At 51.4% G+C, this 22,436-nt stretch carries 16 protein-coding genes, 1 tRNA gene and 2 pseudogenes; 17 read left to right on the forward strand and 2 right to left on the reverse strand.

Translation table 11 applies throughout. From position 1 onward, the window contains the following. Positions 1-173 precede the first annotated feature (173 nt). The 5 genes and pseudogenes from ACESZP_RS15835 to ACESZP_RS15855 all read left to right on the forward strand — a co-directional run bounded on the left by ACESZP_RS15835 (position 174) and on the right by ACESZP_RS15855 (position 5,351). The gene (locus tag ACESZP_RS15835; protein ID WP_499709676.1) at positions 174-2,222 is read left to right on the forward strand and encodes a glycoside hydrolase family 13 protein; all 2,049 of its coding nucleotides are present in this window, start codon (positions 174-176) and stop codon (positions 2,220-2,222) included. Positions 2,223-2,759: 537 nt separating this feature from the next. Continuing rightward, positions 2,760-3,564, forward strand: a pseudogene (locus tag ACESZP_RS15840) (chorismate-binding protein); the annotation flags it as partial. 38 nt (positions 3,565-3,602) lie between these two features. After that, a pseudogene (locus ACESZP_RS15845) lies at positions 3,603-3,806 on the forward strand (glutamine amidotransferase-related protein); the annotation flags it as partial. Positions 3,807-4,001: 195 nt separating this feature from the next. Continuing rightward, positions 4,002-4,748: a tryptophan synthase subunit alpha gene (gene trpA / locus ACESZP_RS15850; protein WP_499709717.1), complete on the forward strand. Its 747-nt coding sequence runs from the start codon at positions 4,002-4,004 to the stop codon at positions 4,746-4,748. A 75-nt stretch (positions 4,749-4,823) separates the two neighbouring features. After that, positions 4,824-5,351: a VanZ family protein gene (locus ACESZP_RS15855; protein ID WP_178039004.1), complete on the forward strand. Its 528-nt coding sequence runs from the start codon at positions 4,824-4,826 to the stop codon at positions 5,349-5,351. A gap of 92 nt (positions 5,352-5,443) precedes the next feature. Here ACESZP_RS15855 and ACESZP_RS15860 read toward each other — a convergent pair. Beyond that, positions 5,444-5,517: transfer RNA gene (locus ACESZP_RS15860), tRNA-Pro, on the reverse strand. Between the two features lie 222 nt (positions 5,518-5,739). Here ACESZP_RS15860 and ACESZP_RS15865 point away from each other — a divergent pair. Further along, positions 5,740-7,320, forward strand: a complete 1,581-nt coding sequence (locus tag ACESZP_RS15865) for a glucose-6-phosphate isomerase (RefSeq protein ID WP_499709718.1) — start codon at positions 5,740-5,742, stop codon at positions 7,318-7,320. Positions 7,321-7,537: 217 nt separating this feature from the next. On the opposite strand, the gene ACESZP_RS15870 is transcribed toward ACESZP_RS15865, so the two are convergent. Then, the gene (locus ACESZP_RS15870) at positions 7,538-9,631 is read right to left on the reverse strand and encodes a hypothetical protein (protein ID WP_499709678.1); all 2,094 of its coding nucleotides are present in this window, start codon (positions 9,629-9,631) and stop codon (positions 7,538-7,540) included. Between the two features lie 197 nt (positions 9,632-9,828). Here ACESZP_RS15870 and ACESZP_RS15875 point away from each other — a divergent pair, with 197 nt between their 5' ends. The 11 genes from ACESZP_RS15875 (at position 9,829) to ACESZP_RS15925 (ending at position 22,364) form a co-directional block, all read left to right on the forward strand. Beyond that, on the forward strand, positions 9,829-10,455 hold the full coding sequence (locus tag ACESZP_RS15875) for a cytidylate kinase family protein (protein WP_178039007.1): 627 nt from the start codon (positions 9,829-9,831) through the stop codon (positions 10,453-10,455). A gap of 79 nt (positions 10,456-10,534) precedes the next feature. Beyond that, positions 10,535-11,497 (forward strand): alpha/beta fold hydrolase, encoded by a 963-nt coding sequence (locus tag ACESZP_RS15880; RefSeq protein WP_178039008.1) that lies wholly within the window; start codon positions 10,535-10,537, stop codon positions 11,495-11,497. A gap of 2 nt (positions 11,498-11,499) precedes the next feature. Next, positions 11,500-12,396, forward strand: a complete 897-nt coding sequence (locus tag ACESZP_RS15885; protein WP_178039009.1) for a DUF1002 domain-containing protein — start codon at positions 11,500-11,502, stop codon at positions 12,394-12,396. Between the two features lie 24 nt (positions 12,397-12,420). After that, positions 12,421-14,034 (forward strand): response regulator, encoded by a 1,614-nt coding sequence (locus ACESZP_RS15890; protein WP_499709679.1) that lies wholly within the window; start codon positions 12,421-12,423, stop codon positions 14,032-14,034. Further along, the gene (locus ACESZP_RS15895; protein ID WP_499709681.1) at positions 14,031-15,815 is read left to right on the forward strand and encodes a cache domain-containing sensor histidine kinase; all 1,785 of its coding nucleotides are present in this window, start codon (positions 14,031-14,033) and stop codon (positions 15,813-15,815) included. The genes ACESZP_RS15890 and ACESZP_RS15895 overlap by 4 nt, the downstream gene beginning before the upstream one ends. After that, the gene (locus tag ACESZP_RS15900; protein WP_499709683.1) at positions 15,808-16,785 is read left to right on the forward strand and encodes a substrate-binding domain-containing protein; all 978 of its coding nucleotides are present in this window, start codon (positions 15,808-15,810) and stop codon (positions 16,783-16,785) included. Before ACESZP_RS15895 ends, ACESZP_RS15900 begins: the two co-directional genes overlap by 8 nt. 264 nt (positions 16,786-17,049) lie before the next feature. Further along, positions 17,050-18,051, forward strand: coding sequence for an ABC transporter permease subunit (locus ACESZP_RS15905; protein WP_178039013.1), 1,002 nt, complete (start codon positions 17,050-17,052; stop codon positions 18,049-18,051). Between the two features lie 20 nt (positions 18,052-18,071). Further along, a complete protein-coding gene (locus ACESZP_RS15910; RefSeq protein WP_178039014.1) occupies positions 18,072-19,565 on the forward strand; it encodes an ATP-binding cassette domain-containing protein in 1,494 nt (497 codons plus the stop codon). A 14-nt stretch (positions 19,566-19,579) separates the two neighbouring features. Next, positions 19,580-20,584 (forward strand): ABC transporter permease, encoded by a 1,005-nt coding sequence (locus ACESZP_RS15915; protein WP_499709684.1) that lies wholly within the window; start codon positions 19,580-19,582, stop codon positions 20,582-20,584. A gap of 96 nt (positions 20,585-20,680) precedes the next feature. Further along, a complete protein-coding gene (locus tag ACESZP_RS15920) occupies positions 20,681-21,826 on the forward strand; it encodes a substrate-binding domain-containing protein (protein WP_349164913.1) in 1,146 nt (381 codons plus the stop codon). Positions 21,827-21,923: 97 nt separating this feature from the next. Next, a complete protein-coding gene (locus tag ACESZP_RS15925; RefSeq protein WP_178039017.1) occupies positions 21,924-22,364 on the forward strand; it encodes an RbsD/FucU family protein in 441 nt (146 codons plus the stop codon). The last annotated feature ends 72 nt before the right edge of the window (positions 22,365-22,436 follow it).

Raw genomic sequence — 22,436 nt, forward strand, 5'->3', positions numbered from 1 at the left:
GGAGAAAACTTTGATTCTGAAACATATCTCAAGGATGCTCTGTCTATTAATTTCCTACAGTAAATTTACCCGAACACGTAATAAACAAATGTTGAAATGAAAGAGCTGGTATTATAAAATAATAACCAGGGAGCAGCCACAGAAGAGCGGCTGTGACAGAAAGAGAGAGAATTATGGGAAAGATTAACCGACAGGCGCTTTTCGTAGAGGAGTCGGAGGGCTTTCGGATTCCGCTGGAGCCGAAAGCAGGCGAACGGGTAAAGTTACGCTTTCGAACTGCAAAGGATAATGTAGAAGCTGTATATTTTATTAGCGGTGAAGAACGGAATCCGATGACAAAGGTCTGTTCCAGGGGCCGCTTTGATTATTATGAGATTGACATTGAAGTAGGAACTGACACCATCTATTATTATTTTGAAATCCGTTCCGATGAGGAGCGGCTTTTTTATAATAAGCTGAGCATCACCAATAATCTGCAGGACAGCTATGCTTTCCGCATCATTCCGGGCTTCGCTACGCCGGACTGGGCCAAGGGCGCGGTCATGTACCAGATCTACGTGGATCGCTTCTGCAACGGCGATCCCACCAATGATGTGCTGACAGGAGAATACAGCTATATCCACCAGCAGGTGGAACAGGTAAAGGACTGGAGCGAACCGCCTGAGGGCATGGACGTGCGCCGGTTCTACGGCGGCGATCTGCAGGGCATCCTGGATAAATTGGATTATCTGCAGGATTTGGGCATCGAGGTCATTTACATGAACCCGATATTCGTGTCCCCGTCCAATCATAAATACGATTGTCAGGATTATGATTATATCGATCCCCATTATACAGTGATCAAAGAGGACGGCGGTGAGCTGCTCCCGCCGGGTGAGCTGGATAATAAAAAAGCGACAAAGTATATTAAGCGTGTAGTGAGCAAGGAAAACCTGGAGGCCAGCAACGAATTCTTTATCCATTTTGTGGAGGAAGTGCATAAACGCGGCATGCGCGTACTGCTGGACGGCGTCTTTAACCACTGTGGATCCTTCAACAAATGGCTGGATCGGGAATGCATTTACGAGGATGACGGCGACTACGAAAAGGGCGCTTATGTCTCCGAGAAAAGTCCTTACCGGAATTTCTTCAAGTTCAATAATACCCATGAGTGGCCGTACAATCCCTATTACGACGGCTGGTGGGGTCACGACACCCTGCCGAAGCTGAGTTACGAGACCTCTCAGGAGCTTTATGACTATATTATGGGCATTGCCCGGAAATGGGTTTCTCCGCCTTACAATGTGGACGGTTGGCGTCTGGACGTGGCGGCTGATCTGGGCCTGTCCGTCGATTTCAATCACAAGTTCTGGCAGGATTTCCGGAAAAATGTGAAGGAGGCCAATCCGGAGGCTGTCATTTATGCGGAGCACTACGGCGACGCCACCAGCTGGCTGAAGGGCGGCGAGTGGGATTCCATTATGAATTACGACACCTTCATGGAGCCCATTACCTGGTATCTGACCGGCATGGAGAAGCACAGCGACGGCAGGGAGCCGGATTTGATGAACAATGCGAATGCCTTTATTGATACCCTGCGGGAAAAATCCTGCGCCTTTACGGGCCAGTCCTATCTGATTGCCATGAATCAGCTTTCGAACCACGACCATTCCCGTTTTCTGACCCGCACCAACCATAAGGTGGGCCGCGAGGATGAACTGGGCAGCGAGGCGGCCGAGGAAGGCGTCTCCAAGGCGGTCTTCCGGGAGGCGGTGGCCATGATGATGACCTGGCACGGCGCGCCGACCATTTACTATGGTGACGAGGCCGGCGTCTGCGGCTTCACCGATCCGGACAGCCGGAGAACCTATCCCTGGGGCCATGAGGATCAGGAGCTGATCCGTTACCACAAGGAGCTGATCCGCGTCCGCAAGGAAAACCCGGCCTGTCGTCGGGGCAGCGGTATCCCGGTGTACGCCAAGGACGGACATTTCGCCTTTGGCCGTTTTTTGGACGATAATCATGTGCTGACCATTATCAATAATACCGAGGAGGCCGAGCGCATGACAATTCCGGTCTGGCAGATCGAGATCCCGGACGGCGAACTGTTTGAGCGCCAGGTGTTGTCCATGGAAGAAGAATTTAACCTGGAAAAAGCCCACTATCTGGTGTGCGACGGCAAGATTGAGATTTATATGCCGCCCTATTCCGCGGCTGTTATGAGCCATACCGGAAATAATTAAGAAATAGGGTATAAAAAACAAAAATTTTCGAATACAAGAAAAAGAAAAAACGAGAATAGAAAAAAGGGGTTGACAAATCCCTACCATCGTGATAAGTTAATAAAAATTTAATGAACTAAACCGTTGAAGCGGAGATAACGATGTTCATGCGCGCCCAGAGAGTCCGGGGAGGTGGAAGCCGGATCGAGATGCAGGATATCAAATGGACCGCTGAGGGCGCAGTCAAAGGATTATGTTATGTAAACCAAGTATTCTGCGACGTAAGGCATACGTCAGTTGCCGGGAATATGAAGGTATTCCGCAAAGAGCACGGGTCATTCCGTGAAACAGGGTGGTATAATTTTTGTAGAACTCGTCCCTGACAGATGTAAAAGTCTGTCAGGGATTTTTTTTATGCAATAGGAAATTCGGATGGAATTCCCTATTACATAAAAATATTATCGCACTCGGTGCAGTGGTAGATGGTTGCCAAGGCAACAACGCCTCGGCGCGAGAATGTGCCAAGGCACATTCTTTTTAGGACAGGAGGAAAAAGTGATGTATCCAAGCCTTGAAGAAGTAAAGAAGATAGCGGCGTCGGGCGAATACCGCAGAATTCCCGTATGCCGGGAGCTGTACGCAGACCGCTACACGCCGGTGGAAGTACTTAGGACCCTGCGGGGCTCCAGCCGCCATTGCTACCTGCTGGAGAGTGCCAGCCAGACCGAGAGCTGGGGCCGATATTCCTTTCTGGGCTGTCATCCCACGCTGGAGCTGAATCTGACAGACGGGGAGCTGACCATCCGGCGGACGGCGGAGGCCCGGATAGGGGCAAAGACGCAGGAGGCTGAAGCAGGGAAAACAGATGCCACAGACGCATCAGAGACTGTGGAAGTACGAAAGGTCACCCACCCGGGCGGATGCCCTCCGGGAAATTTTGAAGGACTATAAAAGCCCGGTGCTGGAAGGCTTGCCCCCATTTACCGGCGGCCTGGTAGGCTACTTCTCCAGCGACGATATCGAGATCGCGGGCGCGTCCCCGGAGACTTTGGTGAAGCTGGAGGATGGCCATTTAAGCACCTTCCCGTTGGCGGGCACCCGCCCCAGGGGACGGACAAAGGAAGAGGACCGGGAGCTGGAGGAAGGACTTTTGAAGGACGAAAAGGAGCTGGCCGAGCACAATATGCTGGTGGATCTGGGACGAAATGATATCGGAAAAATCAGCAAAATCGGCACGGTACAGGTGGAGAAATACATGACTGTGGAGCATTTCTCCCATGTGATGCATCTGGGTTCCACTGTCACCGGAATCATCCGGAACGATAAGGACGCGGTAGATGCGGTGGACGCCATTCTCCCGGCCCCGGCAGACCCGCGGACGCAGGCATCTGTATTCCGGTCATCCGACATTTCGCGGGCAAGGTTCCCATCTTCGGAGTCTGCCTGGGGCATCAGGCCATCTGCGAGGCCTTCGGCGGAACGGTCTCCTACGCAAAAGATCTGATGCACGGCAAGAAAAAGCTGATCCATAAGACCGGAGAAAGTCAGCTATTCAAAGGCTTGGATGAGACATTCCCAGCGGCCCGGTACCATTCATTGGCGGCTCTGGAGGACACCTTACCCGGGGAGCTTCGAGTGACGGCCCGCTCCGACGACGGCTCCAATGCCATCGGAAGCTTCTACCACTTCATCGAGGATCCGGAGGTGCAGCTGATTGGCTGCGAGGCGGCAGGACGGGGTGTCAATACGGCGGAGACGGCGTCTACTATCGCCACAGGCCGCTTAGGTATCTTCCACGGCATGAAGTCCTATTTCTGCCAGGATGAATATGGACAGATAGCGCCGGTATACTCCATTTCCGCAGGACTGGATTATCCGGGCGTGGACTTGATTGAGCTGGGTATTCCGTTCTCAGACCCTACCGCAGAGGGTCCGGTCATTCAGGCGGCCAATATGCGGGCCCTGGCGGGCGGCGTGACCACGGACAAGATCTTTGCCATGGTAGAGCGGATCCGGCAAAAGACAGATATTCCCATGGTATTCATGACCTACGCCAATGTGGTATTTTCCTATGGAAAAGGTACCGAAGACTTTATTCGCCGGGCAGCGGAAATCGGTATGAACGGCCTGATTCTTCCGGATGTGCCCTTTGAAGAAAAGGAAGAATTTGACAGCGTGTGCAGGCAGTACGGACTGGATTTGATTTCCCTGATTGCGCCCACTTCCCATGAACGCATCAAAATGATCGCAAAAGAGGCGAACGGTTTCGTTTACTGCGTATCTTCCTTAGGCGTTACCGGAACCCGGACCGAGATCACCACGGATATCGGAGCCATGGTGAGGCTGGTAAAAGAGGCGAAGGACGTCCCCTGCGCCGTAGGCTTTGGCATCTCTACCCCAGAGCAGGCGAAGAACATGGCCTCTCAGTCCGACGGTGCCATCGTGGGTTCCGCCATCGTGAAGCTCTGCGCGGCCTACGGAACCGAGTGTGTGCCAAAGGTGAAGGAGTATGTGAAAGCCATGAAGGACGCGGTGCGGGAAGCGTAAATTTTCTTAGTGTTTCCTTAATCTTCCGTTTACCGCCTAGACAGCCCGGGGAAATGGTGCTATGATAGCCCCGTTATGATAAAAGCATTATTAAGAGCGATTTTAAAGCCCCTGTCCTTCCTTCCGGCGTTGGCCATGATGTATGTCATCTACGGTTTCTCGGCCCAGGATGGAATCACATCGGGGAATTTAAGCTACAAGGTAAGTGAAATCATCGTCGAGACGGCAAATGAGAGCTTTGATCTGCACTGGAGCGCGCAGGAGGAGGCGCAGTATATTCAGAGAATCAATTATCCGGTGCGGAAGCTGGCTCATATGACAGAATATTTTCTGCTGGCGGTCTCGGTATCCTTTCCGCTGTATGTATACGGCGTGCGCGGGATCTGGCTGCTGCTTCTGGCAGGCGGTTTTTGTGTGGGCTTCGCGGCGCTGGACGAGTACCATCAGTCCTTTGTGGCGGGTCGCGGACCGTCGAAGCGGGACGTGGCTATCGACAGCATCGGCGTGACGGTGGGCGTCATTCTGGTGCAGATTATCTGTTTTATTGGCAGGGTGACGGTCTTCCGTCCGTTGGCGAAGAAGAAAAAGAAGAGACGGGCATAAAACGAAAGAGCGAAGCGTCGGAAAATCAGTGCTTTGCTCTTTCATTTCAATCACAAAAAAGGAACCCTTCTCCAAGGATTCCTTTTCATTCGTCGGCGTGACAGGATTTGAACCTGCGACCTCTACGTCCCGAACGTAGCGCTCTACCAAGCTGAGCCACACGCCGTTTTTGTGACTTGCCGTCAACAAATGATATAATAGCATAAGTTTAAGAGTTTGTCCAGTAGAAAATTAAAAAAATTTAAAATATTTCGCAGGGTGGATCAATCGATGCAAATGTGATACAATGCAAAAGAATATAGGCTCTGCTCCCGGACACTGACTGAGGAGAATTGTGTCATAAAAACGGAGAGCGGTAAGCCCATCAGAAATGGAGGAATTATCTATCATGGTTGAATGGAAAAATCTGGATACCCTGGAATCCTATCAGGAGCTGAAAGACACCGCGCGCGTAAACCTGGCAGAGGTCATGTCCGGTGAGAACGGAGCAGAGCGCGTGAAGACATACAGTGTGCCCATGGCAGAAGGCATGGCATACAACTACGCCGCAAAGGCCGTAGACGATAACGTACTGGCAGTACTGGCGAAGCTTGCAAAGGAAGCACAGCTGACGGAGAAGTTCGCGGCTCTCTATAACGGCGAGGTGATCAACACCGGCGAGAAGCGTCTGGTGCTTCACCAGTTGACCCGCGGCCAGCTGGGCGACGCAGTCGTAGCGGACGGCGTGGACAAGCGCGCGTTTTACGTAGAGCAGCAGAAAAAAGTAACAGAATTTGCAAATAAAGTACACGCAGGTGAGATTACCAACGCGGCAGGCGAGAAATTCACTACCGTCGTTCAGATCGGTATCGGCGGCAGCGACCTGGGTCCCCGTGCAATGTACCTGGCGCTGGAGAACTGGGCAAAGAAGAATGACACCTTCAAGATGGAAGCGAAGTTCATCAGCAACGTAGACCCGGACGATGCGGCAGCCGTACTGGCTTCTATCGATGTGGCTCATTCCCTGTTTGTACTGGTATCCAAGTCCGGTACGACTCTGGAGACTCTGACAAATGAGTCCTTCGTCAAGGACGCGCTCGCAAAGGCAGGTCTGGACGCTTCCAGGCATATGGTAGCTGTTACCAGCGAGACCTCTCCGCTGGCTAAGAGCGACGATTATCTGGCGGCCTTCTTCATGGACGACTACATCGGCGGACGTTATTCTTCCACCTCCGCAGTAGGCGGCGCTGTCTTATCCCTGGCCTTCGGTCCCGAGGTATTTGACCGCTTCCTGGCAGGCGCAGCTGCAGAGGACGTGCTGGCAAAGAATGAGAACCTTCTAGAGAATCCGGCGATGCTGGACGCTCTGATCGGCGTATACGAGCGCAATGTTCTGGGTATGGGCTGCACAGCAGTTCTGCCGTACTCCCAGGCACTGAGCCGCTTCCCGGCTCATCTGCAGCAGGCAGATATGGAGTCCAACGGAAAATCCGTGAACCGCTTCGGCGAGCCGGTAGATTACGTGACCGGACCGGTCATCTTCGGCGAGCCGGGAACCAACGGACAGCATTCCTTCTATCAGCTGCTTCACCAGGGAACCGACATCGTACCGCTGCAGTTCATCGGATTTAAGAACAACCAGTGCGGCGTGGATGTGGACATCCAGGGCAGCACCAGCCAGCAGAAGCTCTGCGCGAACGTCGTTGCCCAGATGGTAGCTTTCGCCTGCGGTAAGGAAGACGAGAACCGCAACAAGTACTTTGCAGGCGGCCGTCCCTCCAGCATCATTGTAGGCGATCAGCTGACTCCGGAGACACTGGGCGCGCTGCTGTCCCATTTTGAGAATAAGATCATGTTCCAGGGCTTCGCATGGAACCTGAACAGCTTCGACCAGGAAGGCGTGCAGCTGGGTAAGGTGCTGGCAAAGCGGGTACTGGCTCATGATACGGACGGAGCACTGAAGGCTTACAGCGAGCTGCTGAATATCTAATCAGATCATAGAAAATAAAATCGCAGCAGAATAGAGAAATCTGAATAGCGAAAACAGAAAATCTCATGTATGGATGACAGAAGCCATCCGTACATGAGATTTTTTATGAGAAATATTGTTTTTACAACTTTCAGTTAAAGATAGGAAAAGTAGTTCTTAGTTATATTTCATCTATTTGTTCCAAATATTTAGTTTACATAAGATTGGAGCTGGATATCTATCCATGAAACATCCGGCTTACGTACAGATAGAAATCCGGGTTCCTGCGCAAAACGAAGTTGGTCTCATTGGAGAAAATCGTCAATAGTCCGCGCCCAATGGTAAGGACCAGCAGGAAACATACAAGCCCATACAGGATCCGCGCTGATCGTGTTCCATCATAATGAATCTGATCCAGTATCAGAAGCAGAGCCAGCACCGACAGCGCCGGCGACAGGTCGCAGACATACCGGATCAGAATACCACCCAGCATAAAGTCCAGATACCCCAGTACCAGCGCAGCCAGCAGTACCAGAACCGCCGTCTGCTTTTTCAAAAGCTCTTTTTTGCCTGAAGACTTCGTGCAGACAACCGGAATCAGCAGGAAAATGCCCAGATTCAGCGGCATCTGTAAGAGCCCCGCGCTGTATTCCTGATAGAGATAGTTTCCGAAATCCAGGCAGATGTCGTCGGTAAATTTCAGGAATGGGAAAAACTCCTTGTATACAAAAGGCTCCATAAAATAGTGATACAGCATATTACCGAAGTGATGCAGGCTTAAGGTCACCGAATTAAACCGGATATCGCTCTCCGTCAGCTGATAGGAGGTGCCAAACTCAAAGAAAGAGTCAAAGCGGATGTAATTGTAGTACATGATTCCGGCAGCTCCTATGAGAACGGGAATCAGGAACGGCAGGGCGCTCTCCAGAAAGCGTTGTCTTGCGGAAAGCTTCTTATCAAAGAGAATCCGCAGGAACAGCGGCGCGCCGAAGGCCATGGCCAAGAGTACCACATTGGGCCGGGACAGTACCAGCATGACTACGGAAAGACCGCAGAGTGCGAAAAGCAGCACTCGTTTCCGGGCAGTCTGTGCCAGATAACCGTAAGAAGCCAGGGCCGTAAACGCTGCCAGCCAGCCGAAAGCGGCAATGGATGGCAGATAATAAAAGCTGCCGGAAGAAGCCTGCATCAGCCACAGAAAGCTGCCGCCCGGCACCGCGATTTCTCCGATCAGAAGGATCAGCAGATTGGCTTTGGGAGCAAAGAGCCGCAAGAGCCCATGAATGGCCGCGAAAGTACACAGCACGGCGAACAATGTCAGCAGCGTTCCCGCGAAAGCCGTCGTCGGCAGCATGCCGGTTACCAGATAAATGGGATAATACACCATAAAGAGGGGGGCAAGCCCGAAATAAGAATAATATTTTCCGTTGTAATAAGCCCGATCCCAGTGATAATCCACATCCATTTTTTCACGTTCCGTCTTATCATAAGGGTTGGGAAGAGTTTCCAGATCCGGATTAACGTCCAGATCAAGATATACCTGGCCTTTCGCAAAGGCGTCCAGCTGCTGCATGTAAGCGTCCACGCCCATATCCATGGAACGGATATCCTGAAGCGACGGATAGGGACGCAAAAGCTGATGGGAAGCATCGCCTGCGTACAGGATACCTGCGGAGATAAAGAGGGACAGCAAAAGCGCCCCAAGCTGCAGACGTCGGTGGCTGCGTTTCCCGGGCTGATAATCCTGTGCGTAAATGTGGAAACGATAAATCAGAAACAGTACGGTAAAGAAAGCAGTCAGAAGAAGCACCCGGAGGCCATGGATGGACAGCGGCACCCGGGTATTGAGTGTCACAGACAGCAGAAAGACCGGTTCAGTCAGTTCATCGGTAAAGGTCAGGCGGAGCCGGTTCAGATCCCCATGGCTGTGGAGGCGTACAGTAAAGGTATTTTCCCGGCCGCCGGGATTGACGGTAAAGCTTTCGGCTCCGGTGGTCTTGGACGAAGTGGCCGCGTCGCAGATTCCCACATTTCCGGAAAGCACTTTGGCGGAACCGGCTGTGACCACTGTTACGCTGCGGACCGGCAGGGAAAGATTGTCGAAAGATACGGATGGATTGTCCGGCAGCAGGGCCAGAGCCTCACCGTTCCAGCCTGCTTCCGCCGAAAGATCCATGGCGGTCTCGGGATAATCCCCGAAGGACTGTATAAAATAAGAAAACTGAAAAACACCAATCTCCAGCGCCAGCGCCAGAAAAAGAGCCGCGCCCAGTGAGACAAGAACGGCGGCGGGCACGGAAAGCTGCCGAAATTTTGTGTTTATATGATTCATAAAAGGAAATCCTTTCTTCTGTAAAAACAGAGTACCAATGCTAATCTGATAATAGCAGAGCGCGCGTCATTTGACAAGCCAAACAGAATTCGTCCGGGCGCAGAAAAAATCTCCGATTTCCCGGGAACAATTGACAAACCCTCGAAAAAAAACTACAATAAAAATACCTATAAGCGGAGAAAAGAGGAGGCTTGTATATGGATAAATTCGTAATTGCAATCACCAGAACCTGCGGAAGCGGGGCGACCTCTATCGGAAAAATTCTTGCAAAGAATCTGGGCGTGGAGATTTATGACCGGAATATCCTGCGTCTGGCGTCAGACGACAGCGGCATCAGCGAGGAGCTGTTCGCCAGGGCGGATGAGGATCAGAAGCAGAGCCTTTTGTTCCGGGCGTCCCAGAAGGTATATACAGGAGGCCTGATCCCGCCGGAGAAGGAGGATTTCACCTCGAACAATAACCTGTTCAACTATCAGGCTAAGGTGCTCCGCGAGCTGGCGGACGAGTCCAACTATGTGGTCATTGGCCGCGCGGCAGATTATGTGCTTCGCGACAAGCCGGGACTGGTTCGTGTGTACATTTACGCATCCCGGGAAAAGTGTATTGAGAAAGAGATGAACCGCCAGAAGATCGACTGGAAGACGGCGGATAAGTTCATCACCAAGACGGATAAGTACCGCCGCGATTACTATCGCTATTTTACCGGTCAGGAATGGGAGAATATGCAGAACTACGATCTGTGCATCAATACCACACAGATGACCTACGAGCAGGCGGCAAAGGCTATTCAGGATTTCGCGGAAAATATGCTGACTGATAAATAACACAGACTGACAGAGATAAGAGGGGGTATCTGAAAGGAAAGATACCCCTTTTTGGGTATTAGAATAAAAGGAAAATGACATGGCAGTAAAACGGGAATTTTCATACGCGTCCGCGGACGGGCGGACGAAGATCCATGGCGTGGAGTGGAAGCCGGAAGCAGGAGAGCCGAAAGCGGTGCTTCAGATCTTCCACGGCATGGTGGAGTATATCGAACGCTATGAGGAGTTCGCTTCTTACCTGACGGAAAAGGGCCTTTTGGTGGTGGGCAATGACCATCTGGGCCACGGCGGCTCCATTGTAAATAAAGAGGATTACGGATATTTCGCAGAGAAGAACGGTAACGGAATCGTGCTACGGGATCTGAGAACCCTGCACAAGAGGACGGCGAAGCGGTATCCGGAGCTGCCCTATTATATACTGGGCCACAGCATGGGATCTTTTTTGCTTCGTCAGTATCTGTGCCGTTACGGTGATGAGCTGGACGGTGCGATTATCATGGGAACCGGAAGCCAGCCGATGGCGGCATTGCGCTTTGGGCAGAACCTCTGTCGGTTGATGGCGAAGGTGAAGGGATGGCGTTACCGCTGGCCCTTTGTTGACAATATGGCCTTCGGGGGCTATAATAAGCACTTCCGACCGGCCCGCACCACCAGAGACTGGCTGACGAAGGACGAGCGGATTGTAGACGCTTATCTCGCAGATGAGCGCTGTACCTTCTTATTTACACTGAATGGCTATTATAATCTGTTCCATAGCATCGAGGAGGCCTCGAAGCCGGAGAATCTTCAGAAAATGCCGAAGGATCTGCCGGTGCTGTTCGTATCCGGAACCGAAGATCCAGTGGGAAATTTTGGAAAAGGCGTGGAGCAGGTGCGGAAGGCCTTTCAGGCTGTAGGTATGGAGGACGTTACCTGGATTTTATATGAAAATGACAGACATGAGATCCTCAACGAGACAGATCGTGCCACGGTCTACAAGGATCTCTACGCATGGTTGTACGTACGGATGAACGATCCGCGGCGTAAAACAGGAGGAAAATAATTATGAAAATAACAAAGAAGCTTTTAGCACTGGTACTGGTTCTGACCATGACTCTGGGACTTGGCGTGACAGCGAATGCCGCCTCCGATGACAAACCGATTCTGGCGCTGGGCGCGGATTTAAGCACGGATCAGCGGGCTGCGGTTCTGGGACTTCTGGGCGTGGATGAGAGCGATCTGGCCAATTACGACGTCATCAGCATCACCAATGCGGAGGAGCATCAGTATCTGGACGCTTACCTTTCATCCAGCGTTATCGGCACCCACGCCTTATCATCCGTGCTGATCCGTCCGGCTGAGGAGGGCGCCGGCCTGAATGTTACCACTTATAACATCAGCTACTGCACCATCGACATGTATACCAACGCACTGCTGACCGCAGGCCTTCAGGACGCCAACGTATTTGTGGCGGCTCCGTCCAATATCTCCGGAACCTCCGCATTGATCGGCGCAGTCAAGGGTTACGCGGATATGACCGGCACCAAGGTAGATGAGCAGGCTCTGGAGACTGCCGTCAACGAGCTGGTAGTGACCGGCGATCTGGGTGATCAGCTGGGCAATTCTGAGACCGCTTCCGACATGGTGGCCTATATCAAACAGCAAATTCTGGAAAATAATGCAAAAAGCGACGCGGACATTGAGAAAATCATCCGTGACGCCATGGACAAATTTAACATCAAGCTGACCGATGCTCAGGTTCAGCAGCTGATTGACCTGATGAACAAGATCAGCAAGCTGGATATCGACGTGGACGCCCTGTCGAAGCAGGCCACAGAGATTTACAACAAGCTGAAGGGCATGGGCCTGGATCTGGACAAGATCGATACCAAGCAGGTCGGCAATTTTATTACCCGCTTTTTTGATAAGATTATGAGTCTGGTAAATCAGTTTATCGGATAAAAAGAATAATATTGGGGGAGCAACATGTACAAGGTATTGCTGGTAGACGATGAAGCCCTGACCCGCGAAGCAATCGGCGAAAATATCCCGTGGGGGAAGCTGGGATTTGAGCTGGTAGCAAGCTGTGAAAATGGCCGGGACGCCATGGAAGTAATTCGACAGAAGAAGCCGGATCTGGTACTGACGGATATTTGTATGCCTTATGTGGATGGAATAGAGCTGGCGAAGTATATCTTCGAGAACTGCCCGGACACAAAGACGATTATTATCAGCGGCTACGATGAATTTGAGTACGCCAAGCAGGCGGTGCGCTATCAGGTGATGGAGTATATTCTGAAACCGATCACACCGTCAGAGCTGACAGAAGTGCTTTTAAAGGCGAAGGCGCGTCTGGATGAAGCGCGGACCGAACGAACCACATTAAAGAAATTAAAAGGGGCCTATCAGAGCAACAGGCCTCTTTTGCGCGGGCGCTTTTTGAACAGTCTCCTGCGGGGAGACGAGCGCCGGGAGAACCTGGAAGAGAAAATGAAGGATCTGGATGTTTCTCTGCCGGGTTCCTTCTATAATACAGCCATTGTGACAGGGGACGACCTGTCGCCGTTTCTGGATCGGTACCCGGGCGTGCGGGAGGAGCTGGCACAGTTTTCTATTTACAATATTACCCAGGAACTCATTGAGCAGCGGAAGCTTGGCGTAGTATTTCAGAATATGGACGCCAGCACGGTAGTTATTTTCCATGGGGATAATAAAAAAGAGCTGGACGAGCGGACGGAGACTGCGCTGACGGAAGTGCAGAAGACGGTCAGAGAGCTGCTGTTTATCGATACGACGGCAGGCGTAGGCGAGGATGTACCGGACATTATGAAGCTCTATCAGTCCTTTGAAAAAGCGAAGGCGGCACTGGAGCTTCGGTGGCTTCTTGGCGGTTCCCGGATTCTATGGTCGGAAATGCTGGATGCCAGCAAGAGCGCGCCCATCGACGTGCCCCATTGGGCGGAACGGGTTCTGGCAGGTGTGAAGGCCGGAAATACGGAGATTATTGAAAAAGAAGTGCGGGGCTTCGCCCAGGAGCTCCGGGAGCGGCGGACCAATCGGACCCGCTCCATTATCTATATGCAGAACCTGCTCCTCAGCGTGATAAACAGCGCGGATTTGGAAGAAGAACAGGAAAATGAGATATACAAAGAAGAAAAAGAGCTGATGAACCGGCTTTATACCTACGAGCGGCTTCGGGATATGTCCACGGACATCATTGCTATCTGCGGACATCTTTCCAGGCTTCTGAATGAGCAGCGGGACAGCTACGGGAAAAAGCAGGCAGCCAGAGCGCAGGAATACATTGAACGCAGCTACATGAATTCAGATGTGACCCTGAATTCCGTCTGCACCTATCTGGCCATGAGTACCAGCTATTTCAGTACCATGTTCAAGACGCATACCGGAGAGACCTTTATCGAGGCGCTGACAAAAAAGAGGATGGAAAAGGCGAAACAGCTACTGGAAAATACCTCCAAACGCGCCTATGAGGTGGCCGAGGAGGTTGGCTTTTCCGATCCCCATTACTTCAGCGTAGCCTTTAAGAAGGCCACCGGGAAGACTCCTACGGAGTACGCGAAGGAGAAACGGAAGAAATGAAAAAAAGCCTGCTGATGCGGTTCCGCAGTATCCGCACATCCATCATCGTAGCCTTCAGCGCGCTGATCATCTTTTCACTGCTGACCTATCTGGTGATCTCACTACAGTATACGGAGGATACGGTCCTGAAGAATTCCAGGGAGTATACCGCCCAGCTGATTGGCCAGGTGAACAATGATATTGATTCCTATATCAATCATATGGAAAATATTTCCTATATCGTATCCGGCAATACAGACGTGCGGGATTATCTGTTCACGGAAAATCTGAGCGAAGAACGCGCCAGGGAGCTGCGGGAGCGGATTACGACGGTGTTCCGAACCGTAGTGGATACCCGTGGGGATATTATAAATATTGCCTTGTTGCCCCAGAACCGGGAGCCGGTAATCAATGACGGATGGGCAGAGCTGAATCCCTATGCCAAGGTGACGGCGATGTCCTGGTATCAGGAGGCGCTTAAGCTGCAGGGACAGGCGGCTATCTCCTCCTCCCATGTGCAGAATGCGGTGCGGGATAAATACAACTGGGTGGTGACCTTAAGCAGAAGCATCACCAATAAGGCCAGCCCGGGCGTCTGCGGCGTCTTTTTTGTAGACCTGAATTATAATTCCATTCAGGAGCTGTGCGAGCATATCAGCCTGGGAAATAAGGGTTACGTCTATATCCTGGATAAGGATGGGAGTATCGTATATCATCCCCAGCAGCAGCTGATCTACAGCGGGATGAAGCATGAGCTGATCAGCGAGGTCATGGAGGGCGGTGATACCTCCTTTGTGACGGATGACGGAAAGCTGTACACGGTGTCCCGCTCCGAAGCTACCGGGTGGATCGTGGTGGGTGTGTCTGATATAGCTGAGCTGATGGAGGGAACCGATGCGGCCCGGCTGATTTACGTGATTATGGCTCTGGTGCTTTTTACCGTTGCGCTGACACTGGGGTATCTGATCTCCAATGAGATTACCCGGCCCATCAAAGGGCTGGAGCGTTCCATGAAGGAAGTGGAGCGGGGAAATTTCGGCAACGCGGCCCTGGAGGTCCGTGACAACAGTGAAATCGGTTCTCTGACCCGCAGCTTCAATATCATGACTGAGGAAATCCAGAACCTGATGAAGCAGAGCGAGCGGGAGCAGCGGGCTAAGCGAAAATACGAGCTGAAGGCGCTGCAGTCCCAGATTAATCCGCATTTCTTATACAATACCCTGGATTCGATTATCTGGATGGCGGAATGGGGCAAGAATAAAGAGGTTGTGACCATGACCTCCTCCCTGGCCAGACTGCTTCGGCGTACCATCAGCAACGAGCAGGAGCTGGTGACCATCCGAGAGGAAATCGACTGTACCGAGGCTTATCTGACCATTCAGAAAATGCGGTATAAGGATAAACTGGAATATTCAATTTCGATAGAAGAAGACATAAAAGAGGAAAAAATTGTAAAACTCCTTTTGCAGCCCCTGGTAGAGAATGCCATTTATCACGGTATCAAATATAAAGAAGGAAAAGGTACCATTGAAATCCGCGGTTTCCGAACCGGCGGCCTCATACAGCTGGAGGTGGAGGACGACGGCATCGGCATGGACGCGGAGGCACTGGCCCATATTTTCGAAAAACACATCCGGGATACAAAGTCCAACGGCGTAGGCGTCTCCAATGTAAATGAACGGATCCGGCTGTTCTACGGCCCGGAATACGGGCTGCGCTTTGAGAGCGAGCCGGGACAGGGAACCAGGGCCATCATGGTGATTCCGGCCGGAAAGGACGTGACGGCAGTTGAAAATGAGTAAAAAACGGGCGCGGATGTTTCTGGCTGCCGGCACGGCCCTGATTGTGCTGGCCGGCGGCCTCTGGTACTGGAAAAAGGCGCAGGAAACAGCCCGGCCGCTGGACATTGTGCTGATTCAGAAGGCACTGGACGATACGGATTTCTGGACCTCCGTTTATCAGGGCGGAGAGACGGCGGCAGAGGAATACAATGTGAACCTGACGGTGATGGGGCCGGAAAACGAGAGCCAGGTGGAGGAACAGAATCAGATGATTCTGAACGCCATAGCCACAAAGCCGGATGCCATTGTGCTCTGTCCCTGCAGCACCGATCAGACGGTGCCTTACGCAAAGCAGATAGAAGAAGCGGGAATCCGGCTGATCCTGGCGGACTCCACCATGGATGAGCCCATGGGCAGCGCCGTGGTGGCTACGGACAATTACCAGGCCGGTTATAAGCTGGGCAGCTATATGATGCGCTTCGCGAGGGAAGACAGTGTCATCGGCATTGTGGGGCACGTAAAAGGAAGCTCCACGGCGGTAGGCCGCGAAGCGGGCTTCCGCGCAGGACTGGGAAAATTTGGAAAGCAGGTGGCGGAGATCGTATTCTGCGATTCCGACGCAGACAAAGCCTATGAGCAGACGAAGGAGCTTCTGAAAAAATATCCGGATATGGATATGATAGTAGGTCTCAATGAGTATTCTGCCGTGGGCGCGGCCCGGGCTGTGAAGGCTCTCGGGAAGACCGACCAGATCCGGATGGGCAGTATCGACAGTTCCATGGAACAGATCCAGTATCTGGAGGCGGGTATTTATGAAGCCCTGGTGATCCAGAAGCCCTTCAATATGGGATACCTGGGCGTGGAGACAGCGGTGAACGCGGTACGGGGACGAAAGATCGCGAAAAGCACAGACTCCGGTTCGGAGCTGATTACAAAAGAGAATATGTACACGGAGGAGAATCAGAAGCTTCTCTTTCCGATCGCAAAATAAGGATTTCGCGGGCGGCTGTTTCGGACAGCAGCCTGCGAAATCTTTATTTATGTTGAAAAAGGTGCTTTTTTTACCACATTTTAGTTGATTTAAAGAAGATTTTCAACCTTTCCAAAAAGATTTTCTATTACTTTATTCATATTTTGGACATATAATAGTCATAGATTGACAGAGCGGACAAGACTTAAAAGACGGTTGTTCCGTTCCTTTTGTCTCTTTATGGGGTGAGGCAGGAGGGGCAGTCAGAAGTTAGGAGGAAGGAAAGTGGAGAAGATAAAAGAAAATGCGTTCGTCAAAAAGATTGGCTTTAACACATTGGTTCTGCTGTGTGTTATGGTGGTGCTGTACATACTGTTTGCCATTGCGACGCCGCTGATTAAGACAAATGCAAGCTTCGTAAGTTATTCTCGAATCGTAAGTGCTCTGAACTACGCTTACTTTTTAGGATTTCTTGCACTGGGTGTAACATTTGTAATTGCGACCGGAGGAATCGATTTCTCAATCGGACCGGTTATGTTCTGTTCAGCACTGATTTCAGGATATATGCTGACCCTGAAGGGTGTACCGCTTCCGGTATGTCTGTTGGTAAGCATTCTGGTAGGAACCATCTTCGGTATCATCAATGGTTTCCTGGTAGCTTACGCAGGACTGCCTTCCTTCATCACTTCCATGGCAAGCATGATGATTGCGAAGGGTGTCGGCTCCGTATTTACCAAGACACAGTCTGTCAGCTGGCCCCAGTCAGCAGACGCCAACGGCTGGTTCCGTAATCTGGTAAAGATGAAGGTAAACGGTATGGATATTCCGACCGGTCTTATCTACCTGATTATCGGCGCGATTATCTGCTCCATTATTTTAAATAAGACAAAAGCCGGAAGATACATTCTCTGTATCGGAAGCAACCGCGAGGCGGTTCGTCTGTCCGGTGTAAATACAAAGAAATGGGAAATGCTTGCCTACATCATCTGTGGCCTGCTGGCAGGACTTGCAGCTATCTTCTATGTAGGAGCATACACCACCGTTCAGCCGGGTCTGGGCGATACCTTCAACAACGAGGCAATCGCGGGCTGCGTAATGGGCGGTACCTCCATGACCGGTGGAGTGGCATCCATCGCCGGAACCCTGGTAGGAGTTCTGATTATAGCCCTTCTGCAGGAAGGAATCCTGGCTATGGGATTCCAGATCAATTATCAGTATATCATTACTGGTATCATCGTACTGGTGGTTGTTTACGCTGACCTTAGAAGCCGGCGCAGACGGAATTAATCGGAAGGGGGAAGCGAAAAATGGGTGACGTAATTTTAACCATGAAGGGAATTGACAAGTCGTTCCCCGGCGTACATGCGCTGGATCACGTAGACCTGGAGGTCCGCAAGGGAGAGGTTCACGCCCTGATGGGTGAGAACGGAGCCGGCAAGTCAACTCTGATGAAGGTTCTGACAGGTATTTACCATAAGGATGCGGGAACCATTACCTACGAGGGTAAGGAAGTAGAATTCACCAATCCGAGAGAGGCCCAGGATGCAGGTATCGTTATCGTGCATCAGGAGCTGAACATGATGGGTCATCTGACCGTAGCTCAGAACATTTTTATCGGCCGTGAGTACATGAATGGAAAGCTCATCGACGATAAGAAGATGAATGAAGAAGCAAAGAAGCTGTTCGATCAGCTTGGTATCAATATCGACCCGAAGGAGACCATGAGCCGCCTGACAGTCGGAAAGCAGCAGATGTGCGAGATCGCCAAGGCTATCTCCCATGACGCAAAGGTTATTATCTTCGACGAGCCGTCAGCAGCGCTGACCGAGGCAGAGATCGAGGAGCTGTTCAAGATTATCCGCGACCTGCGCGACAAGCAGATGGGTATCGTATATATCTCACACCGTATGGATGAGATTAAGGTTATCACAGACCGCGTAACCGTTATGCGTGACGGCGGATATGTAGGAACCCTGATTACCAAGGATTCCACCAAGGACGACATCATCAACATGATGGTTGGCCGTGTTATCTATGAGGACCCGAAGACAGAAAGCCAGGTTGCGCCGGACGCGCCGGTAGTTCTGAAGGTAGAGCACCTGAATGCGGGAAGAATGGTAAAGGATGTAAGCTTTGAGCTTCATAAGGGCGAAATCCTCGGCTTCTCCGGACTGATGGGCGCGGGCCGTACCGAGACAGCCAGAGCGCTGTTCGGAGCAGACCCGAAGGACAGCGGCGATATCTATGTCAATGGACAGAAGGTAGACATCAAGACTCCGCAGGATGCTGTTAAATGTGGTATCGGATACCTTTCCGAGGACCGTAAGCGTTTCGGTATTGTAGTAGACAAGACAGTAGCTGAGAACTCCACCATGGCTACCATGGAGAACTTCATGAAGGGCATCTTCATTGATAAGAAGAAGGAGAAGGATGTAGCTCAGGAATATGTAGAGGCCCTGAAGACCAAGACCCCCAGCGTGGATCAGCTGGTAGTCAACCTGTCCGGAGGAAACCAGCAGAAGGTGGTTATCGCCAAGTGGCTGGTAAGAAACTGTGACATCCTGATTTTCGACGAGCCTACCAGAGGTATCGACGTAGGCGCGAAGAGCGAGATTTATCATCTGATGAACGAGCTGGTAGCGGAAGGAAAATCCATTATCATGATTTCTTCAGAGATGACAGAGATTCTGCGAATGAGTGACCGTATCGTAGTCATGTGTGAGGGAAGAAAGACCGGCGAGCTGGGAATCGAAGAAGCCACACAGGAGCGGATCATGCACGCGGCAACGCTTAGAAATTAGGAGGGAATAAGACAATGACAGACAAGAAAAACGGAAATGCTTTTACAAACAATCCGCTTGTGAGAGCGATTGGTGTACAGAAAATTGTCGTCGTGATTGTGCTGATTGCCCTGATAGCGTTTTTCAGCGCGGTAAGCCCCTCATTCCGGCAGTATTCTACACTGTTAAGTATCATGGATTATACATACTACTTGGCATTCCTTGGAATCGGCGTAACCTTCTGCCTGATTACAGGCGGTGTTGACCTTTCCATCGGAACCGGTATGTTCTGCTACGCACTGATTGGCGGATACCTGATTACACGTCAGGGAATGCCGGTTATCGTAGGCATCCTGGCAACCATGATTTGCGGTCTGGTAATGGGAATTATCAACGGACTGATTGTTTCTAAGGGCGGACATGCTCCGTTCCTGGCAACCCTCTGTACCATGATGATTGCCAGAGGTCTGGGCGCTATCGCTACCGGCGGAGCCAGTGTAACCTGGCCGGGCGCTACCGCACCCAACGGCTGGACCAGAAGCCTGTTCAAGCTGACAGTAGGCGAGACCAAGCTTCCCTTAGGCTTCCTGTGGGTCATGATTCTGGCAGTGGTTATGAGCATCGTGCTCAATAAGACACGTACAGGACGTTATATCATCGCAATCGGAAGTAACAAAGAGGCAACCCGCCTGTCCGGTATCAACGTAGCAAAATACCAGACCATGGCGTATATATTCTCCGGTATCTTCACAGGACTTGCAGCGCTGGCTTACAGCTCCGCGTTCCAGTCCATGGCACCCGGCGGCGGTGGTGGTGTAGAGCTGAACGCTATCGGCGGAGCTATCATCGGAGGAACCTCCATGAGCGGTGGAGCCGGAAGCATCTCCGGTACTATCCTGGGAGTATTCATTATGTCCGTACTCCAGACAGGACTTCCGCTTATCGGACTTCAGGCAAACTATCAGCAGATTATCATCGGACTGGTACTGATTGTAGCTGTTTACATCGACGTACTGAAGAATAAGAAGCTGGATAAGTAAGGGAAATTCAAAATTATATAACGATGTGTACTGCGGCGAGCAGTTCATATAAAAAAGAATCCAATAAGGAGAACTTAATAAAAGGAGGATTTTTACATGAAAAAGAAGGTATTGGCAGCAGTTCTTGCAGCAACGATGGTAGTTGGACTGACCGCATGCGGCGGCTCCAAGGATACCACCACAACCACAACTCCTGACGCAGAAACTGAGGAGACCACAGACGATGCAGCAGCTCCGGCAGCTGACGCAAGCGGAATGTCTTTCGAGATCGTTTCCAAGGGTCTGCAGCATCAGTACTGGCAGGCAGTTAAGAAGGGTGTTGAGCAGAAGGCTGCAGAGCTCGGAGTTACTGTTAACTTTGTAGGTCCGGACAGTGAGTCCAACATTTCTCAGCAGGTTCAGCAGCTCGAGAGTGCTCTGAACGCTAACCCGACAGCAGTTGGTCTGGCAGCTCTGGATACAGAGTCCGTTAAGGATCTGCTTCAGAAGGCTATGGACAGCAACATTCCGGTAATCGGATTTGACTCTGGTGTTCCGGGTGCTCCGGAAGGATCCGTACTTGCAAACTGCTCTACTGACAACTACGCAGCAGGCGCTCTGGCAGCAGAGAAGGTTTACGAGGCAGTTAAGGATCAGGTAGCTAACGCAACCGCTCCGGTTCGTGTTGGTGTTGTAGCTCAGGATGCTACTTCCGAGTCCGTTATCAACAGAGGTCTTGGCTTCATCGACAAGTTCGCTGAGCTGGCTAAGGCTGATGGCAAGACTTCCAACGTAGTTGGAAACGACAAGTACATCGCAGATTCCAAGGCTGAGAAGACCGATGGCGCTGACGTTGTTATCGACGTTCGTGTACCGGCAAGCGTTACCTCTGAGCTGTCTGCAGCAGATGCAACCGCTCTGATGAACGAGAAGGATACTATCGCAATCTACGGCTCCAACGAGCATTCCGCAAACGCTATCATCACCGCAAATGAGAACCTGAACAAGTGCGGCGTTGGCGAGGGCAAGATCGTTGCAGCAGGCTTTGACTCTGGCGCAGCTCAGATTCAGGCAGTTAAGGACGGCGTTCTGCTTGGTTCCATTACTCAGGCTCCGGTAGCTATGGGTGAGACTCTGGTTCAGCTTCTGTACGATGCAGCTTCCGGAAATACCGCAGCTGTTAAGGATACAGATACAGGATGCCAGTGGTATACAGCAGAGAACTGCGGAGACGCAGAGATCGCACAGAATCTGTACGAGTAATTTCGGTCAGACAGTATATCTGAAAACTAAATAAAATAATGAGGGGCACACCGTCTGGTGTGCCCTTTCTGGAATAACAAAGAAAAGGAGAACTATTATGTTAAAAGGAATTCCGAGTATCTTATCCCCTGAGCTCTTAAAAGTACTTTGTGAGATGGGGCACAGTGACCGCATCGTTATCGGCGACGGCAATTTCCCGGCAGAATCCATGGGAAAAGACGCTATCGTCATCCGCTGCGACGGCCATGGCGTACCGGAGCTTCTGGACGCTATCCTGCAGGTAATGCCGCTGGATACTTATGTGGAGAAGCCTATGAACCTGATGGAGGTAATGCCGGGCGATCCCGTAGAAACTCCGATCTGGGACACCTACAAAGAGATCGTTGCGAAGCATGATAAGCGCGGCGCTGCCTGCGTCGGCAATATTGAGCGCTTTCAGTTCTATGAAGAGGCAAAGAAAGCCTATGCGATCATTGCCACAGGCGAGAGCGCGGTTTACGCGAATGTGATGCTTCAGAAGGGCGTAGTCATTAACTAAAGTGTGTTAAAAGTGTGAAAAAATCTTAATATTTTCGGTATTTTCAGGGATATGCCTTGCGGCATATCCCTT

Source organism: Candidatus Dorea massiliensis AP6, assembly GCF_964245105.1.
Classification (GTDB): Bacteria; Bacillota; Clostridia; order Lachnospirales; family Lachnospiraceae; genus Laedolimicola; species Laedolimicola intestinihominis.

Coding starts and splice junctions, on each gene's coding strand:
- ACESZP_RS15920 (WP_349164913.1), top strand. CDS start 20,681: ATGAAAAAGAAGGTATTGGCAGCAGTTCTTGCAGCAACGATGGTAGTT.
- ACESZP_RS15865 (WP_499709718.1), top strand. CDS start 5,740: ATGGTTGAATGGAAAAATCTGGATACCCTGGAATCCTATCAGGAGCTG.
- ACESZP_RS15915 (WP_499709684.1), top strand. CDS start 19,580: ATGACAGACAAGAAAAACGGAAATGCTTTTACAAACAATCCGCTTGTG.
- ACESZP_RS15880 (WP_178039008.1), top strand. CDS start 10,535: ATGGCAGTAAAACGGGAATTTTCATACGCGTCCGCGGACGGGCGGACG.
- ACESZP_RS15890 (WP_499709679.1), top strand. CDS start 12,421: ATGTACAAGGTATTGCTGGTAGACGATGAAGCCCTGACCCGCGAAGCA.
- ACESZP_RS15855 (WP_178039004.1), top strand. CDS start 4,824: ATGATAAAAGCATTATTAAGAGCGATTTTAAAGCCCCTGTCCTTCCTT.
- ACESZP_RS15900 (WP_499709683.1), top strand. CDS start 15,808: ATGAGTAAAAAACGGGCGCGGATGTTTCTGGCTGCCGGCACGGCCCTG.
- ACESZP_RS15870 (WP_499709678.1), bottom strand. CDS start 9,631: ATGAATCATATAAACACAAAATTTCGGCAGCTTTCCGTGCCCGCCGCC.
- ACESZP_RS15835 (WP_499709676.1), top strand. CDS start 174: ATGGGAAAGATTAACCGACAGGCGCTTTTCGTAGAGGAGTCGGAGGGC.
- ACESZP_RS15910 (WP_178039014.1), top strand. CDS start 18,072: ATGGGTGACGTAATTTTAACCATGAAGGGAATTGACAAGTCGTTCCCC.
- trpA (WP_499709717.1), top strand. CDS start 4,002: ATGAAGTCCTATTTCTGCCAGGATGAATATGGACAGATAGCGCCGGTA.
- ACESZP_RS15885 (WP_178039009.1), top strand. CDS start 11,500: ATGAAAATAACAAAGAAGCTTTTAGCACTGGTACTGGTTCTGACCATG.
- ACESZP_RS15895 (WP_499709681.1), top strand. CDS start 14,031: ATGAAAAAAAGCCTGCTGATGCGGTTCCGCAGTATCCGCACATCCATC.
- ACESZP_RS15925 (WP_178039017.1), top strand. CDS start 21,924: ATGTTAAAAGGAATTCCGAGTATCTTATCCCCTGAGCTCTTAAAAGTA.
- ACESZP_RS15875 (WP_178039007.1), top strand. CDS start 9,829: ATGGATAAATTCGTAATTGCAATCACCAGAACCTGCGGAAGCGGGGCG.